General features: G+C 64.2%; 14 protein-coding genes, 1 other RNA gene and 1 pseudogene. 4 read left to right on the forward strand and 12 right to left on the reverse strand.

Annotated features, from left to right (window positions below):
• The 10 genes and pseudogenes from OC446_RS07060 to OC446_RS07105 all read right to left on the reverse strand — a co-directional run.
• Positions 1–175: pseudogene (locus OC446_RS07060) on the reverse strand (hypothetical protein); the annotation flags it as partial.
• 259 nt (positions 176–434) lie between these two features.
• Positions 435–1,655 (reverse strand): phosphopentomutase, encoded by a 1,221-nt coding sequence (locus OC446_RS07065; protein ID WP_262028346.1) that lies wholly within the window; start codon positions 1,653–1,655, stop codon positions 435–437.
• Positions 1,656–1,808: 153 nt separating this feature from the next.
• The gene (locus OC446_RS07070) at positions 1,809–3,614 is read right to left on the reverse strand and encodes a hypothetical protein (protein WP_262028347.1); all 1,806 of its coding nucleotides are present in this window, start codon (positions 3,612–3,614) and stop codon (positions 1,809–1,811) included.
• Positions 3,615–4,130: 516 nt separating this feature from the next.
• On the reverse strand, positions 4,131–5,759 hold the full coding sequence (locus OC446_RS07075; RefSeq protein WP_262028348.1) for an ABC transporter ATP-binding protein: 1,629 nt from the start codon (positions 5,757–5,759) through the stop codon (positions 4,131–4,133).
• Positions 5,756–6,919, reverse strand: coding sequence for an ABC transporter permease (locus tag OC446_RS07080; protein WP_262028349.1), 1,164 nt, complete (start codon positions 6,917–6,919; stop codon positions 5,756–5,758). Before OC446_RS07080 ends, OC446_RS07075 begins: the two co-directional genes overlap by 4 nt.
• A gap of 1 nt (position 6,920) precedes the next feature.
• Positions 6,921–8,030 carry a microcin C ABC transporter permease YejB gene (locus OC446_RS07085; RefSeq protein ID WP_262028350.1) on the reverse strand — a complete coding sequence of 370 codons (1,110 nt, stop codon included), beginning with the start codon at positions 8,028–8,030 and terminating at the stop codon, positions 6,921–6,923.
• A complete protein-coding gene (locus OC446_RS07090) occupies positions 8,030–8,434 on the reverse strand; it encodes a DUF4260 domain-containing protein (protein WP_410055024.1) in 405 nt (134 codons plus the stop codon). The genes OC446_RS07085 and OC446_RS07090 overlap by 1 nt, the downstream gene beginning before the upstream one ends.
• A gap of 3 nt (positions 8,435–8,437) precedes the next feature.
• Entirely contained in the window at positions 8,438–10,300 is a 1,863-nt protein-coding gene (locus OC446_RS07095; protein ID WP_262028351.1) for an extracellular solute-binding protein, read from the reverse strand.
• Positions 10,297–12,141 carry an extracellular solute-binding protein gene (locus OC446_RS07100; RefSeq protein ID WP_410055025.1) on the reverse strand — a complete coding sequence of 615 codons (1,845 nt, stop codon included), beginning with the start codon at positions 12,139–12,141 and terminating at the stop codon, positions 10,297–10,299. The genes OC446_RS07095 and OC446_RS07100 overlap by 4 nt, the downstream gene beginning before the upstream one ends.
• Before the next feature lie 154 nt (positions 12,142–12,295).
• Positions 12,296–12,838 carry a c-type cytochrome gene (locus OC446_RS07105; RefSeq protein ID WP_262028352.1) on the reverse strand — a complete coding sequence of 181 codons (543 nt, stop codon included), beginning with the start codon at positions 12,836–12,838 and terminating at the stop codon, positions 12,296–12,298.
• A 257-nt stretch (positions 12,839–13,095) separates the two neighbouring features.
• Between OC446_RS07105 and OC446_RS07110 the strand changes: the two genes are divergently transcribed.
• From OC446_RS07110 to OC446_RS07120, 3 genes are read left to right on the forward strand one after another with little or no spacing between them, the layout of a single operon-like run.
• Positions 13,096–13,839, forward strand: coding sequence for a 3-deoxy-manno-octulosonate cytidylyltransferase (locus tag OC446_RS07110; protein WP_262028353.1), 744 nt, complete (start codon positions 13,096–13,098; stop codon positions 13,837–13,839).
• Positions 13,836–14,690, forward strand: coding sequence for a prephenate dehydratase (locus tag OC446_RS07115; protein ID WP_262028354.1), 855 nt, complete (start codon positions 13,836–13,838; stop codon positions 14,688–14,690). The genes OC446_RS07110 and OC446_RS07115 overlap by 4 nt, the downstream gene beginning before the upstream one ends.
• Positions 14,687–15,226, forward strand: coding sequence for a GNAT family N-acetyltransferase (locus OC446_RS07120; RefSeq protein WP_262028355.1), 540 nt, complete (start codon positions 14,687–14,689; stop codon positions 15,224–15,226). Before OC446_RS07115 ends, OC446_RS07120 begins: the two co-directional genes overlap by 4 nt.
• Here OC446_RS07120 and nudC read toward each other — a convergent pair.
• Together nudC and OC446_RS07130 are read right to left on the reverse strand one after the other, a co-directional pair.
• On the reverse strand, positions 15,223–16,125 hold the full coding sequence (gene nudC / locus OC446_RS07125) for an NAD(+) diphosphatase (protein WP_262028356.1): 903 nt from the start codon (positions 16,123–16,125) through the stop codon (positions 15,223–15,225). The two genes, OC446_RS07120 and nudC, sit on opposite strands and share 4 nt — an antisense overlap.
• 4 nt (positions 16,126–16,129) lie before the next feature.
• Positions 16,130–16,540, reverse strand: coding sequence for an HIT domain-containing protein (locus OC446_RS07130; protein WP_262028357.1), 411 nt, complete (start codon positions 16,538–16,540; stop codon positions 16,130–16,132).
• 142 nt (positions 16,541–16,682) lie between these two features.
• Between OC446_RS07130 and ffs the strand changes: the two genes are divergently transcribed.
• An RNA gene (gene ffs / locus OC446_RS07135) (signal recognition particle sRNA small type) lies at positions 16,683–16,781 on the forward strand.
• Positions 16,782–16,787 lie beyond the last annotated feature (6 nt).

The raw sequence follows: 16,787 nt of genomic DNA on the forward strand, positions 1-16,787 counted from the left end.
AACCGCCATGGGCGCCGATCACGTTGCGGTCGGCCGGATTGGTGACGGTGCCGATGATCGGGCCACGCTCCTGGGGATCCTGCGCCCCCCATTTGATCGGATGCTTGATGGTGCCTGCGTTCGGCTCGGGATGGGAGGTGAGCCGGATATGGGTCGAGCGGTTAGGCGAGCTCATGAACGATCTTCCACACGAAAACGGGAAGACTCCCTCAACAGATCGTCGGAGAGCCTCCATACGATCCTTGGAAGACTGATCCAAAGTTTCGGGGCCGTCAATGCCACCCGCCGAGAGTGCGGCAGCTTGGTCTAAAGGAGCGAATGGTTCAGCTGTCATTCCGGACAGAGCGTAGCGATAATCGGGGATCGCTTTCACAATAACGTACTATTCTCCTCCAACGATCCCGGCTCGGCTCTGCCGTCCGAAACGACGGTCATTAAAACCACGACATTCCCTTGCCGCCATGGGCGACACCCAGATGCCGCAGCACACTTGCTCCTATATCGGCAAAGCTCTCCCGACGCCCAATGGCTTCCTGTGCAACACCCTGACCGAAGCTCAGGATTGGCACGTGTTCGCGGGTATGGTCGGAGCCGCGCCAGGAGGGGTCGTTGCCGTGATCTGCGGTGATGATGACGAGGTCGCCATCCTGGAGCGCCGCTTCGATTTCCGGGATGCGGCGGTCGAATGACTCCAGGGCGGCGGCATAGCCGGGGATATCGCGGCGATGGCCGAACTCGCTGTCGAAATCGACCAGATTGGCGAAGACGAAGCCGCCGTCAGGCAGGCCCTTCAACGCCTCGATGGCGGCGGACAGGCAGGCATCGTTGCCGTTCGGCTTGATCTCCCGGCCCGTCGCGCGATGGGCGAAGATGTCGGCGATCTTGCCGACGGTGACCACGGAGCGGCCCGCCTTCGCCAGCGTGTCGAGGATCGTGTCGGCGGGCGGCGGCGTGGCGAAATCCTTGCGGTTGCCGGTGCGCTTGAAGCCCGTCTCCGGCGAGCCCAGGAAGGGACGGGCGATCACACGGCCGATCTTGTACTCGTCGCAGAGTTTGCGCCCGATCCGACACAGGTCGTAGAGCCGTTCCAGCCCGAAGGTTTCCTCGTGGGCGGCGATCTGCAGCACACTGTCCACCGAGGTGTAGACGATGGGTTTGCCGCTCAGCATGTGCTCGGCGCCGAATTCGTCGATGACGACGGTGCCCGAGGCATGCTTGTTGCCGAGAATGCCGGGAAGGTTGCCGCGCTCGATGAGCGCCGCCGTGAGTTTCTCCGGAAAGGACGGAATCGTATCGGGGAAATAGCCCCAGTCGAACGTGACGGGAACGCCCGCGATCTCCCAATGGCCCGAGGGCGTGTCCTTGCCCTTGGAGGTCTCGACCCCATAGCCCCAGGCGCCTTTCAGCGCACCCCTTGGGGCAAGGTTCGGCGGCATGCGTCCCGTCGAGGCCTCGCAGGCGAGCCCGAGGCCGAGCGCCGTCATGTGCGGCAGGTCGAGCGGCCCCTGGCGCAGACCCGGCTGGTCGCCTCCCCCCGTCGCGCAGGCCTCCGCGATATGCCCGACCGTATCAGCTCCGGCATCCCCATAGGCCGGCGCATCCTCCGCCCCGCCGATACCGACGGAATCGAGCACGATGATGAGAGCGCGAGGCATGAATTCTCTCCGGGCATGATACCAGGGCAGTGTTTATAGGCGATCAATGCGGCGGAGGCGACAGATCCTTTGACGGGCCACACGTGGATTGTCCCTGAACGGAAAAGCCCCGGCGGGTTCCCGCCGGGGCTTGGATTGGGGCCTTCTTCGGGCTTAGACGATGAAGAAATGATCGACCGTCATCTTCAGCTTCTTGGAGAGCGTCGCGATCGTCTCCTGGCCGCCGGTTGCCGAACCGTTGGAGTCGTACCAGAGCACGCCCTTCTTCGAATCGTAGCCCACGTAGTCGTCCTTGTCCTTGGCCTTGTCGCCAAGGACGAAGTTCGCCTTCTTGAGCTTTACCGGGCTGGCCAAGGACCCGGCTTTGCCGAGCTTCTTGAAGATGGCGTTGTCGAGGTAGATCATGTCCTCGCCGACCTTGAAGTCGGTGATCTTATCGACATTCGACTTGCCGAGCTTCGTGCTGAACACGAACGCGTCCTTGCCGAAGCCGCCGGTCAGCGTATCCTTGCCGAGCTTGCCGTCCAGGATGTCGGCCCCAACGCCGCCGACGAGCTTGTCGTTCTTCTTGGCACCGTCCACGTTCTCCGCGACATCGGTAACGCCGACGACAAGCTCCTTCTCGAACGAGAGCCCACCGGCATCCGTGACCTTCACCTTGATCTTGTGCGAGGTGGCCGTCTCGTAATCGAGCTTCGAGGCATCTGCGACGACAAGCTTGCCGTTCTCGATCTTGAACGCGCCACCGGCATTGTCGGCGAGCGAGAAGGTGAAGCTGTCGACGAAGTCCTGATCCATAGTAGCCAGGATACCCACCTCGGTGCCGGCAACGGAGTTCTCCGCAATCGCGGCCTTCGACAGGGTGATGTCCGTCGGTGCTTCGTTGACGTTGCCGACACTCACGGTGAACGCCTGCGTGAAGCTGGCGCCGGCGCCATCGGTCACCTTGATGTGCAGGGTGAAGGTGCCGTTCGCGTAGGCTTCGCGGTCCAGAACCGTGTTCGCCTTCAGCTTCAGGCTGGTGATCCCGTCCTCATTGGTAAAAACTTCGAAGGGCGAGTTCTGATCGACGATCTCGAAGGTGGAGGAGTCATCGTCATCCCAATCGATGGGGGACAGTCTACCGATGAAGCGGCCTGCTTCGCCGAGCTCTTCCAGGGCGAAGGCGGTTGTCGGATTGTCCTCGTTGATAAGGATCTCTACGCCTGTCGGCGCATGGTTCTCGTGGGATGGCACAGCGACGTTGACCGTGACCTGGGTCCAGACCGATAGATGGCCGACGCCCGAATCCGTCGACTGGATCCAGAGGGTTTGAGGGCCGCTGAGCGCGGCCAGGAGACCGGCATGGCGAACCACGAGCTTGCCCGCATCGTCTCCGGTGCCGATCGCAAAGGCGCTGTTCAGGATGGGGGTGCTGCTGTTGTTGCCAATGACGATCGCATAGGTGTGGGTGTCGCCCGTATCCTGATCGATCGTGCGCAGGGACTGGAAAGCGGTGCCCGTGGGGGCGTTCCGCGAGACCGTGGTGGTGACATTCCCCGCCGTGCCGAAGTCGATGGCCGTTGGAGCTTCGTTGATGTTATGAACATCCACTCCGATGTTTAAGCTGGCAGTGTTATTATCCGTCTGATCGTTGTCGGTGATCTTGAGGGTGAAACTCAAACTCTCGTTTGTCTCATAATCGAGGCTTTGGTTCGCTTTAAGCTTGAAGAAGAATTTGCCGTCGTCGTCGCCTGTCCCAGGCACGATTTCGAACGGCACTTCAATTGTTTGGGTGGGATGCAGCCAGTCTAGGAACTCGAAGGTGAAGTTGTGCCCGGAATTATGTCCTGCGAAGACGAGTTCGCCAATCACTCGGCCCGGGGCGCCGTTTTCGGCAATCTGGACATCCGGGCTCGGAGCGGCCGTGCCGATCTGGATGCCTGCAATGGTTGGTGCCGCAAGGTTGGAGTAGGTCATAGCGTGCCTCTCTGGATCGGTCAGAATTTCCGGGGAATCTTAACGATATATTGTTATAGTAAATCCAGGTCAAGCCGCCTCTGCACAGCTCTCGTGAGCTGTGTCTTCCCTTGGGTAATACGAAGGGCAGCTACGCTCGGCGCGTTAGGAGCGCTGGCCTCCTGCGCAGAGCTGAACGGGGCGGTTGCAGGCCTTGAACCCAGCTGTGCGCGCACCTTGAGATATGGCTTCTGCAATTCGGGATTAGAGCCATATTCGGTGAAGTGGATCCGGTTCACCGTCAAAATGCGGCAAAGCAATCAAGAGAGCTTGGCTGTGGTGGCCTGTCATGTGTTTCTCAAGGCGTGCCCAGAACACAGGTTTACCTTACGTCACCAATAGGATGAGGCGGATGTCTGATCGCAGCGTCTAGAGCATCGGACGTGAACTCGAACTCACGTGCAATGCTCTAACTTTATGGTTTGACGCATCTTTCAACGCAAAACCGGTTCCCACTTTTGCGTTCGATGCTTTAGCCTATTCCCGAACCGCGTGCGATGCCGCCGTTTCGAGGTTGAAGGCGGCGGCGAAGAGTGCCTTGGTGTAGTCGGTCCGGGGCGCGGCGAAGATGCTCTCGGCGGAGCCTTCCTCGACGATTTTGCCGTTCTGCATCACCACCACGTGGTTCGCAAGTGCCCGCACCACCTTGAGATCATGGCTGATGAACATGTAGGCGAGGTTGCGCCGCTTCTGGAGGTCGCGGAGCAATTCGACGATCTGCGCCTGCACGGACATGTCGAGCGCCGAGGTCGGCTCGTCGAGCATGATGAATTGCGGCTCGAGCGCCATGGCGCGGGCGATGGCGATGCGCTGGCGCTGCCCGCCGGAGAACTCGTGCGGGTAGCGGTCCATGGTGGAGGGATCGAGGCCTACATCCTGCAGGGCTCGCGCGACGATGTCGCGACGCTGCGCGTAGGTCAGCCCCTTGTCCTGCACGAGCAACCCTTCCTCGACGATCTCGGCGATGGACATGCGCGGCGAGAGGGAGCCGTAGGGATCCTGGAACACTACCTGAAGATCCTTCCGCAACGGGCGGATCTCCTTCCCGCGCATGCCGTCGATGCGGTTGCCGAGAAACATCACGGGGCCTTCCGACTGCACGAGGCGCAGGATCGCGAGGCCGAGCGTGGTCTTGCCGGAACCGGATTCACCCACCACGCCGACGGTCTCGCCCCGGCGCACGCGCACCGACACACCGTCGACCGCCTTCACGTAGCCGACAGTCTTCTGGAAGAAGCCGCGCTTGATCGGGAACCACACCTTGATCGGTCCGGCATCGACGATCACGGGCGCGTCCTTCGCCACCGGGTTGGCGCGGCCCTTCGGTTCGGCGGCGAGGAGACGTTGCGTATAAGGGTGCTGCGGATTGCCGAACACCTCCGCGACCGTTCCCTGCTCGACGATCTTGCCCTTCAGCATCACGCAGACGCGGTCGGCGATCTTGCGCACTATGCCGAGATCGTGCGTGATGAAGAGCATCGACATGTTGAGCCTGCTCTTCAATTCGGCGAGCAGCTTCAGGATCTGCGCCTGCACGGTCACGTCGAGCGCGGTGGTGGGCTCGTCGGCGATGAAGAGATCGGGCTCGTTGGCGAGCGCCATGGCGATCATCACGCGCTGGCGCTGGCCGCCGGAGAGCTGGTGCGGGTAGGCGTCGAGCCGTGTCTCCGCATCCCGGATGCCCACGAGGGTAAGAAGCTCGATCGTGCGGGCGCGCGCCTGGCGGTCGGACAGGCCGCGATGCAGCTTCAGGATCTCGCCGACCTGCCGCTCGATGGTGTGGAGCGGATTGAGCGAGGTCATCGGCTCCTGGAACACCATGGTGATGTCGTCGCCGCGCACCTTGCGCATCTCGTCCTCGTCGGCGGCGATCAGGTCCTTGCCCTTGAACAGGATGCGGCCCGAGGGATGATGCGCGGACGGGTAGGGTAGGAGCTTGAGCGCCGACAGGGCGGTGACGGACTTGCCCGATCCGGATTCGCCCACCAGCGCCACCGTCTCGCCCGGCATGATGTCGAAGGACACGCGGTCGACCGCCAGCATGTCGCCGCCGCCCTGGCGGAAGGCGACGGAGAGGTCTTGGACGGAGAGGAGGGGCTCGGTCATCGGAACGTCTTCCGCGGATCGAAGGCGTCGCGCACGGCTTCGCCGACGAAGACAAGGAGGCTGAGCATGATGGCGATCACGAAGAAGCCCGCGAGGCCGAGCCATGGCGCCTGAAGGTTGGCCTTGCCCTGCGCCAGCAATTCGCCCAGCGACGGCGAGCCCGGCGGCAGGCCGAAGCCGAGGAAGTCGAGGGAGGTGAGCGTCGTGATCGAGCCGTTGATGATGAACGGCATGAAGGTCAGCGTCGCCACCATGGCGTTCGGCAGAAGATGCTTGAACATGATGGTGCCGTTCGACAGCCCGAGCGCCCGCGCGGCGCGCACATACTCGAAGTTTCGCGCGCGCAGGAACTCGGCGCGCACCACGCCCACGAGCGACACCCAGGAGAAGAGCAGCAGGATGCCGAGCAGCACGAAGAAGCTCGGCGTGATCACGGCCGAGATGATGATGAGGAGATAGAGCGAGGGGATCGCCGTCCAGACCTCGATGAAGCGCTGGAACAGGAGATCGGTCCAGCCTCCGTAATAACCCTGCACCGCGCCGGCGAGGATGCCGACCAGGGAGGAGATGCCGGCGAGCGTCAGGCCGAACAGCACCGAGATGCGGAAGCCGTAGATGAGGCGCGCCACCACGTCCCGGCCCTGGTCGTCGGTGCCGAGCCAGTTCCACTCGATGTCCTTGCAGCCGGTGCCGCCGGTGCGCTCCGCGATGGGGCGGCACTGCTCGTCGGTGAGCATCCAGGTGGGCGGCGCGGGCGCCGGGACGGGCAGGTCGAGGTTATGGGTGTTGTAGGAGAAGCGGACCGGTGCCCAGAGCAGCCAGCCGTTGTCCTGGATCTCCTTCGCGATGACCGGGTCGCGGTAATCGGTCTGCGCCAGGAAGCCGCCGAACTTCTCCTCCGGATAATCCACGAAGGCGGGATAGAGCAGCTCGCCCTTGTAGGAGGCGAGGATCGGCTTGTCGTTGGCGATGAGCTCGGCGAACAGGCTCAGGACGAACAGGACCATGAAGATCCAGAACGACCAGTAGCCGCGACGGTTGGCCTTGAAGTTCTGCAGGCGCCGCCGGTTGAGCGGCGAGAGCCTGATGAAGCCTTCCTTCGGCAGGGGAGGCGCCACGGGCGAGGAGGCCGGCGAGACGACGGGCACGTTCTCGTTCATCTCACGCCTCCCTGGTCTCGAAATCGATCCGCGGATCGATCCAGGTATAGGTGAGGTCGGACACCAGGTTCACCGCCAGCCCCACCAGCGAGAAGATGTAGAGATTGGCGAAGACCACCGGATAGTCGCGGTTCACGATGGACTCGAAGGACAGAAGCCCGAGCCCGTCGAGGGAGAAGATGGTTTCGATGAGAAGCGCTCCGGCGAAGAAGGCACCGATGAAGGCCCCCGGAAAGCCCGCGATGACGATGAGCATGGCATTGCGGAACACGTGGCCGTAGAGAACCTGCCGCTCGGACAATCCCTTCATGCGCGCCGTGAGCACGTATTGCTTGCGGATCTCGTCGAGGAACGAGTTCTTCGTCAGCAGGGTCGAGGTGGCGAAGGCGCCCAGTGCCATGGCGGTGATCGGCAGGACGAGATGCCAGAAGTAATCGGCGATCTGCCAGTACCAGGGCATCTGCGACCAGTTTTCCGACGTCAGGCCGCGCAACGGGAAGATCTGCCAGAACGATCCGCCGGCGAAGAGCACGATCAGGAGGATCGCGAAGAGAAAGCCCGGAATGGCATAGCCGATGATCACGATGGCGGAGGTCCAGATGTCGAAGGAGGAGCCGTCCTGCACGGCCTTCTTGATGCCGAGCGGGATCGAGATCGCATAGGACAGGAGCGTCATCCAGAGACCGAGACTGATGGAGACGGGCAGCTTCTCCTTGATCAGTTCGAGAACCGAGATGTCGCGAAAATAGCTCTTGCCGAAATCGAAGCGCGCATAATCCCACAGCATCTTCAGGAAGCGCTCGTAGGCCGGCTTGTCGAAGCCGAACTGCGCCTCGAGCTGTTTGATGAATTGCGGGTCGAGGCCCTGAGCGCCACGATAGCGGGAGGTGTCGCCCCCGCCTGCGCCCGCGCCGCCGGGGCTCTGGACCCCGAAATCGCCCCCGCCGCCGGAGATGCGGGAGGAGGCGCCGGAATCCTGCCCCTGCAACTGCGCGATGATGCGCTCGACGGGGCCGCCGGGAGCGAACTGCACCAGGGCGAAGGAGATGAGCATGATCCCGAGGATGGTGGGGATCATGAGGAGAATGCGGCGTGCGATATAGGCGAGCATCAAGCGCCTGCGGATTTGGGGCCGATGCGGCCGAGGTGAGTGTCGTTGAAGCCCGATGGATATTTCAAGCCGTAGCCCAGCATGCGGTCGAACCCGATATGCGCCGCCCAGATGGCCGCGAGACCAAGGCAGAGCGCGCTCTCCGACAGCCATCCGGATCCTGCCAGGATCGCCGGTCCGAGGGTGGAGTGGAGGGCGTTGTAGAAAACGGCTCCGGTTCTCGGTCCCGCCGTATAGGCCGCGAAGCTCAGGTCGGGCACGAAGAAGAGAACCGCATAGAGCCACCAGGAGAGACCCAGATGGGCGAAGGCGGCCGTGGCCAGGACGAAGAGGGCCAGCCCCTCGAGGCGCAGGAGCAGGCGGGGCATGTCCGCCTCCCTGCGGGTCGTCAGCGTCGTGTCCAAGCCTTATCCTCTTCCGATCCGCTTCGCCTTCTCGGCATCGTACCACCAGGTTCCCGGTGCGCCCGAGGTGAGACGGGGCTTGGTCTCGGGGCGCGAGAACTGGTCCCAATAGGCGAGCCATTCGCTGGCCCGGTACCACATGGGGACCCAATAATGGCCCGAACGGAGAACCCGGTCCAGGGCGCGGCAGGCGACGTTGAGCTCCTGGCGTGACTTGGCGTTGCCGATGGTCTCGATGAGGGCATCCACCGCCGGAATATCGATCCCGGCGATGTTCTGCGAGCCCGGCCTCTTGCCGGCGGCGGACCCATAGACGATGCGCAGGCTGTCGCCCGGCGTGGAGGAGCCGACGAGGTTTCGGCTCGCCATGTCGAAATCGTACTCCTCCATCCGGCGCTGGTACTGCGCCGCATCGACGATGCGCGACACGGCGTCGATGCCGAGCCGCTTCAGGTTCGCCTGAAAGGGCTGCGTGTGCGGCTGGAGCGAGGGTTGGAAATCGAGGAACTCGATCCGGAAGGGCTGTCCGTTGGGAAGCCTCAGCGCGCCGCCCTCGCGCTTGCACCCCGCTTCGCGCAGAAGCTCGTCGGCGCGGCGCAGAAGGCGCCTGTCCTGTCCGGACCCGTCGGAGACGGGCGGAAGGATGGCATCGCCGAAGACGCTGGCCGGCAGCTTGTCGCGGAACGGTTCGAGCAGCGCCAGCTCGTCCGGCGCAGGTTGGCCCTTCGCCTTCATGTCGCTGTTCTCGAAGAACGAGGTCGTGCGCCGATAGAGGCCGAACATGATGTTAGCGTTCGTCCATTCGAAGTCGAAGGCGAGGCCGATGGCTTCGCGGATGCGTGGATCCTTGAAGGCGTCCCGGCGCATGTTGAAGTACCAGCCCTGGATCGTCGAGGGCGCGTCGTTCGAAATCTCTTCCTTCTTCACCTTGCCTTCGCGCACGGCCGGGAAGTCGTAGCCCGTCGACCAGATGCGGGAGGTGAATTCCTCGTTGTAGTTGAGCGTGCCGTTCTTGAAGGCTTCAAAGGCCACGGTGCGGTCGCGGAAATATTCGTAGCGGACATGCTCGAAATTGTTCTGCCCCACATTCACGGGCAAGTCCTTGGCCCAGTAATCGGGAACGCGGTTGAACTCGATGAAGCGCCCGACCTCGAAGCGGCCGACCTTGTAGGGGCCGGAACCGAGCGGCGCTTCCAGGGTGGAGGCCTCGAAGTCCTTTCCCTGCCAATAGCGCTCGGAAAAGATCGGCATGCCGGCGACAATGAGGTGGAGGTCGCGGCTGCGCTGCGGCGTGAACCGGACGAGCAGGACATCGTCCGCTTCCGCCTCCGCGGAGGCCATCTGGGTCAGGAGCTGGTTGAAGACCGGATGGCCCTTGGTCTTCAGGGTGTTGAGCGAGAACGCCGCATCCTTCGCGGTCAGCTTCGAGCCGTCGTGAAAGCGCGCCTCGGGGCGCAGAATGAAGCGGTAGGTGAGCTTGTCGTTGGAGATGCGCACGTTCTTCGCCACGAGCCCATACATCGCATCGGGCTCATCGCCCGAGCCGGCCATCAGGCTGTCGAAGGTGCTCGTCATCCCGGCCGCGCCGTCGCCTCGCAGTACGAAGACGTTGAGCGTGTTGAAGGTATCGAAGTTCTGGTTGCCCGTGGTCTGCTTGATCTGGATCGCCAGCGTGCCGCCCTTTGGCGCTGCGGGATTCACATAGGCGAAATGCTTGAAGTCGGGCGCGTATTTCAACTCGCCGAAGCTCGACAGGCCGTGCGCCTCCGTTTCACCCGCCTGCGCGAGAACGCTGCGCGGCAGCAAGGAAAGAGCGGCCCCTGCCGCTCCCGTCATGAGGATGGTGCGGCGGCTGATGTCTCTCATCGCGGCGCTCCTGTCTTGGCCGCCTTGGCCTCATCGTACCACCAGATGGTGGGGAAGGCGGCTCCGCCGTAGCGCGGCATCGTGTCGGGATGGGAATAGCGGTTCCAGCGCGCCGTGCGCTGCTTCAGCGACGTCCATTGCGGAACGACATAGTCGTGGGCGAGCAGAACACGATCGAGCGCCTTCGTGGCGGCTACGAGATCCTCGCGGTCCTTGGCGAAGATCACCTTGTCGATCAGCGCATCGATGCCGGGATCGGCGATGCCGGCGAGGTTGCGCGAGCCTTCCCTGGCGGCTGCCTGCGATCCCCAGAATTCGCGCTGCTCATTGCCCGGCGACAGGGATTGCGGCCAGAGACCGGTGGCGATGTCGAAATCGAACGAGCGGGTGCGGTTGGTGTATTGCACGTCGTCGATGGTGCGCACGCTCGCGACGATGCCCAGACGGTCGAGCGATGCCTTGTAAGGCAGGAAAACGCGCTCCTCGTTGGGGCTGCTGCTGAGCAGCTCCACGCTCAGGACCTCGCCCTTGGCATTGACGCGGCGGCCGTTCTTCACCTCCCAGCCCGCTTCCTTGAGCAGGCGGTCCGCCTCGCGCAGGTTGTTGCGGATCGTTTCGGCTGAGTCGTTGACCGGGTTCTTGTAGGGCGTCGTGAAGACGGTCGCCGGGACCTTGTCGCGGACGCTTTCCAGGATCTCCAGCTCCTTGCCCTCGGGCAGGCCCGAGGAGGCGAGGTCGAGCCCGTAGAAATAGCTCGATGGGCGCTCGTAGAGGCCGTAGAAGATCGTCTTGTTCAGCTCCTCGAACGGAAAGGCCAGGTTGAAGGCCCGGCGGACGCGCTGGTCCTTGAACTTGTCGCGCCGCATGTTGAGCACGAAGGCCTGCATGACGCCCGTGGCGCGGAACGGAAATTCCTCGAGGACGACGCGGCCCTCCTGCCTGGCCGGGAAATCATAGCCCGTGGCCCAGTTGCGGGCGCTGTTCTCGGTGCGGAAATCGAGGCGGTCCGCCTTGAAGGCTTCGAGCAGCACCGTCGCGTCTCGGTAATACTCGTAGCGGATCTCGTCGAAGTTGTTCTGCCCGACATTCACGTTGGTCTTTTCGCCCCAGTAATCCTTCACGCGCTCGTAGGTGGCGTTGCGGCCCGCGTCGAAATTCTTGAGGCGGTAGGGACCGGAACCGAGCGGCGGTTCGAGCGTGGTCTGCGTCACGTCGCGCTTGCGCCCGTCCGGCGCGGTACCCTCCCACCAATGCTTGGGGAGGACCAGGAGTTGGCCCATGATCTGCGGCAGCTCGCGATTGCCCTTCTGGTTGAACGTGAACTTGACCTCGCGGTCGCCGGTCTTCTCGGCCTTCGTGACGTTGGCGTAATAGAACGCATAGGTGGGGCTGTTCGCCTTCAGGCTCTCGAACGAGAAGATCACGTCGTCCGCCGTCACCGGCTGGCCATCGTGCCACTTGGCTTCAGGACGCAGGCGAAAGCTCACGGAAGAATAATCCTCCGGATAGGAGAACGATTCCGCCAGCAGGCCGTAGGCGGCGTTCGCCTCGTCGAGGGCCGAGGTGGTCAGGGTTTCGTAGATCAGGCCGAGCCCCTGCTCGGGCGATCCCTTCACGCCGGCGACCACGATGTTGAAGCTGTCGAATGTGCCGAGCGCGCCCAGACGCACCATCCCGCCCTTGGGGGCGTTCGGGTTGACGTAGTCGAAATGCGGGAATCCTTCAGGATATTTCGGCTCGTCGAGGAGAGCCGCACCGTGCCGCCATGAGGCTTCCTGGGCTGCGAGGGGGGTGAAGGCGAGGCAGGCCGCGAGGAAGCTCGGCAGAAGGGTACGGATCACAAGGCGTCTCCTGAAAGGGCGAGGCGTCTGTCGTCAGCTTACATTTTGTGCGCGCTGAGGCGAGTGCAAGAGATAACGCGTCAGACGGACGGGAGCCCAAAAGAAAAGCCGGGCGTCGGGCCCGGCTTTCCGAAATGTGATCGATGTGAACGACTTACTGGGCCGCCGGCAGCGGAACCGGGTTGTCGGAGAGCGTCCGCAGGTAGACCAGCAGGTCCGCCCGGTCCTTGGCTCCGGCCAGGCCCGCGAAGGCCATGATGGTGCCGGGCGTCGCCTGCTTCGGGTTGTGGACGAAGGCGTCCAGGGCCTCGTAGGTCCAGTCGCCGCCATGGGCCTTCATGCCGGCCGAGTAGTTGAAGCCCTCATGCGAGGCGACCGGACGTCCGACGACGCCGTAGAGGTTCGGGCCGACCTTGTTCGGGCCACCCTTTTCGAGGGTGTGGCAGGCGGCGCACTTCTTGGACTGAGCCTGGCCCTTGGCCGGATCGGCGCTGGCCAGGAGGACCGGGAGCGGCTGGGCGGGCTCGGCCGGAGCGGCGGCAGCGCCGGCAGCGGCCGCTTCGGGGGCCGGGAGGTCGTATCCGGGAACAGCGGGCTTATGGGGAGCAAACAGGCCGCCGGCGATAACGTTCACGCCGACCACGAAGAGAAGCGAACCGAAAACGGCGCCCGCGATCTTATTGGTCTCGATATTCATCAGTTAGGCTCTCCTCGCCTTCGTACACCGGCGAAATCAGCGCAGCAGAACGGATCCGCGGGCGGACGCCCACGACAGGGCCGTTGCTTAGCCGTAGTGATGGGGTTTTGACAATGGGGTTTCCAGGAGTTTTCGCCGTTCTCGTGGTCGCAGCACCGGTCCCGAACGCGGTGAGCCGGCCGAAGATCCCGGTCGAGCCCATGACAAACGACCTCCGCCTTGCTAAGGACCGCGCACTTTTCTGAACAAGCAGCCCCATGTCCGACCCGATCGTCCTCATCCCCGCCCGCCTTGCCGCGACCCGGCTTCCGAACAAGCCTCTGGCCGAGATCGCCGGCGAACCCATGATCGTCCATGTGTGGCGCCGGGCCGTGGAGGCGGGAATCGGCCCCGTGGCCGTGGCGACCGACGCCCCCGAGATCGCCGAGGCGGTGACCCGGGCCGGCGGGCAGGCGGTCATGACCCGGGCGGACCATGCCTCCGGGTCCGACCGCATCTTCGAGGCTGTGGAAAAGCTCGACCCGGACGGGCGGCATGACGTGATCGTGAACGTCCAGGGCGACCTGCCGACCATCGATCCGGCGGCGATCGCCGCCTCCATCGTCCCGCTCTCGGACCCGGCGGTCGATATCGCCACCCTGGTGGCCGTGATCGCCCGGGAGGAGGAGAGGACCAATCCCAACGTGGTGAAGATGGTGGGCAGCCCGCTCTCGGCCGGGCATTTCCGCGCCCTCTACTTCACCCGCGCGACTGCGCCCTACGGCGAAGGTCCGCTCTATCATCACATCGGCCTCTATGCCTATCGCCGCAGGGCGTTGCAGCGTTTCGTCGGCCTCAAGCCGTCTCCCCTGGAGATGCGCGAGAGGCTGGAGCAGCTGCGGGCGCTCGAGGCCGGCATGCGGATCGACGCCGTCGTGGTCGACGACGTGCCGCTCGGCGTCGATACGCCCCACGATCTGGACAGGGCGCGCGAGATCCTCGCAGCGCGGAGGACATCATGAGCAAGCTTATTTCCTTTCAAGGCGAGCTGGGCGCCAATTCCCACACCGCCTGCTCGGAGGCGCGTCCCGATTGGGAGCCGCTGCCCTGTCCGACCTTCGAGGACGCCCTGGCGGCCGTGAACGAGGGAACGGCGGGCCTCGCCATGATTCCCATCGAGAACTCCATCGCCGGGCGCGTGGCCGACATCCACCACATGCTGCCGACCTCCGGCCTGCACATCCTCGGCGAGCATTTCCTGCCGATCCACTTCCACCTCATGGCGATCCCGGGTGCGGATCTCGGCACCGTCAAGGACGTCTACAGCCACGTCCATGCCCTGGGCCAATGCCGCAAGATCATCCGCAAGCTCGGGCTCAAGGCCCATGTGGCCGGTGACACGGCGGGTTCCGCCCGCGAGGTGTCCGAGTGGAAGGACCCGACCCGGGCCTCGCTGTCGCCCCGCATGGCGGCCGATATCTACGGCCTGAACATCCTGGCCGAGAACGTGGAGGACGAGACGCACAACACCACCCGTTTCGTGATCCTGTCCAAGACGCCGTACTGGGCGCCCGCCGGGCAGGGGCCGACTGTCACCTCCTTCGTGTTCCGCGTCCGCAACCTGCCGGCCGCGCTCTACAAGGCGCTGGGCGGGTTCGCGACCAACGGCATCAATATGACCAAGCTCGAGAGCTACATGCTCGAGGGCGAGTTCCTGGCGACGCAGTTCTACGCCGAGGTGGACGGCCACCCGGAGGACGCGAACCTCAAGCGGGCCCTGGAGGAGCTGGAATTCTTCTCCCGGGAACTGCGCATCCTCGGCGTCTATCCGGCCGACCCGTTCCGCGAGAAGATCAAGGACGCGGCTGCGTGAGCATCCTCGTCCGCGACGCGGCCGAGGCCGATGTCGGCGGGATCGCGCGCGTTCACGTCCAGGGCTGGCGCGAATCCTACAAGGATTTCCTCCGCCCGGAGGCGCTCGAAGGCCTCTCCGTCGAGGAGCGGCAACGGCTATGGCAGGACGTCTTCACGCAGCTCGACCCAAGGGCCAGACTCCTCGTCGCGGAAACGGAGGACGGCGAGATCGTCGGCTTCGCCCATGGCGGGCCGATCCGCCGCGAAAATGCCGAGCCCCTCGGCACCGAGACCGAAATCTTCGCCATCTATTTGCTCGACAGGGTCAAGCGCCAGGGCATCGGCCTGAGGCTGATGCGCGGCGTGTTCGATCATCTGGCCCGGCACGGCTTCCGCTCCGTGGGCCTCTGGGTGCTCAAGGACAACCTGTCCGCCCGCCGCTTCTACGAGATCCTCGGCGGGCAGCCGGGCGCCGAACAATCCTTCGACCTGCGCGGCCAGATCGTTGTCGAGGTCGCCTACCAGTTCGAGGTGGGGTTTTCTAAGGATCCTTAATTCTTCACCCACTCCCGGACCAGATGGTGGGCGATCGCGATAGGCGAGGGGGCGTTGAACTGTTCGTGGGTGCCCTCTAGCATCCGCCGGACATCGTCCTTGGTGAACCAGCGGGCGTCCTCCAGCTCCTCGCCGTCGAAGGCGATCTCGTCGGTGAGCGCCTCGCCGATGCAGCCGATCATGACGTTGGATGGGAAGGGCCAGGGCTGGGAGGTCATGTAGCGTACCGCGCCGACCCTGATGCCGGCCTCCTCGAAGGTCTCCCGGCGCACTGCATCCTCGATGGTCTCGCCCGGCTCCAGGAAGCCGGCGAGGCAGGAATACATCTTCTCGGCGAAGCGCGGCTGGCGGCCCATGAGGCATTTTTCGCCCTGCGTGATCAGCATGATCACCACCGGGTCGGTGCGGGGGAAGTGCTGGGCCCCGCAGGAGGCGCAGTCGCGCCGGAAACCGGCCTGCGCCAATCGCGTCGGCGCGCCGCAATTGGCGCAGAAGCGATGCCGCCGGTGCCAGTCGAGCAGGGATTTCGCCATGGCGAGCAGCCCGAGCTCCTCCGCCGGAACCAGGCTGCGCACCGCGATGGAGCGCAGGTCCACGACCGCGAAGGACGGATCGTCCTGAAACGACTCCGCCGCCTCGGGCACCGCTAGGGTCGCCACCACGGGGCGGTCGCCGAGCGTGCCGAGAAAGACCTGCTCCTGATGGCCGGGGAGGCGGTCGAGGATCGAGGCGGGCAGGAGGCTCGTCCCCGGTTCGCCCACCTGGAGGACGGGCAGGTCGCCGGTCAGGACCACCATGGCGGTGCGCGGATCCCGCACTGCGTTGGCAAGGGCCTCCGGGTCCCGCTCGGCACTGTGGCGGACGAGCGGGTTCGAGATATAGGCGATGGGTCGGGTCATGGGGTCAGGCCGCTGCGAAAAGGGCTGCGGCGCGCTCGATCAGGGCCGTCGCCGCGTGGTCGGGATAGGGGGTGCGGGTGCCGTGCCCCCAGACGGGGCCGGGCCAGGCCGGATCGGAGCGGAAGCGCCCGATCACATGCACATGAAGCTGCGTCACGATGTTGCCCAGCGCCCCCACATTCACCTTGTCGGGCTTCGAGAGCTCCAGCATCACCTTGGTGGCGATGCGGATCTCTTGAGCGAGCTGGGCGTAATCGGCCTCCGAGAGGTCAGTAAACTCGCTCACCCCCTCAATCCGCGGCACCAGCACGAACCAGGGAAAGCGTGCGTCGTTCAGAAGCAGGACGGACGAGAGGGCGAGGTCACCGACCGGGATCGTGTCGGCTTCGAGCCGGGAATCGAGCGTGAATGTCATGGCGCCATGTAAGCGCGCCTTAGGCGTCGTGTCAGCCTGTGTTCCGCTTCGTTCCTCGAAGAGCCCGGTGGAGAGCGGGGATGACCGCCCGGGCGCTTCGTTTCCAACTTGCGTTTCTCGGGCGATACGCCCATATAGCCGGTGGGAGGTTGGCGAGGGACGTCTCACTCGCCAACCGGGTCAGGTCCGGAAGGAAGCAGCCCTAACGAGACCGAACGGGTCTTCGTCCAGCCTCCCACCTTTCGCG

The organism is Microvirga sp. Mcv34 (assembly GCF_024519725.1).
Taxonomy (GTDB): Bacteria; Pseudomonadota; Alphaproteobacteria; order Rhizobiales; family Beijerinckiaceae; genus Microvirga.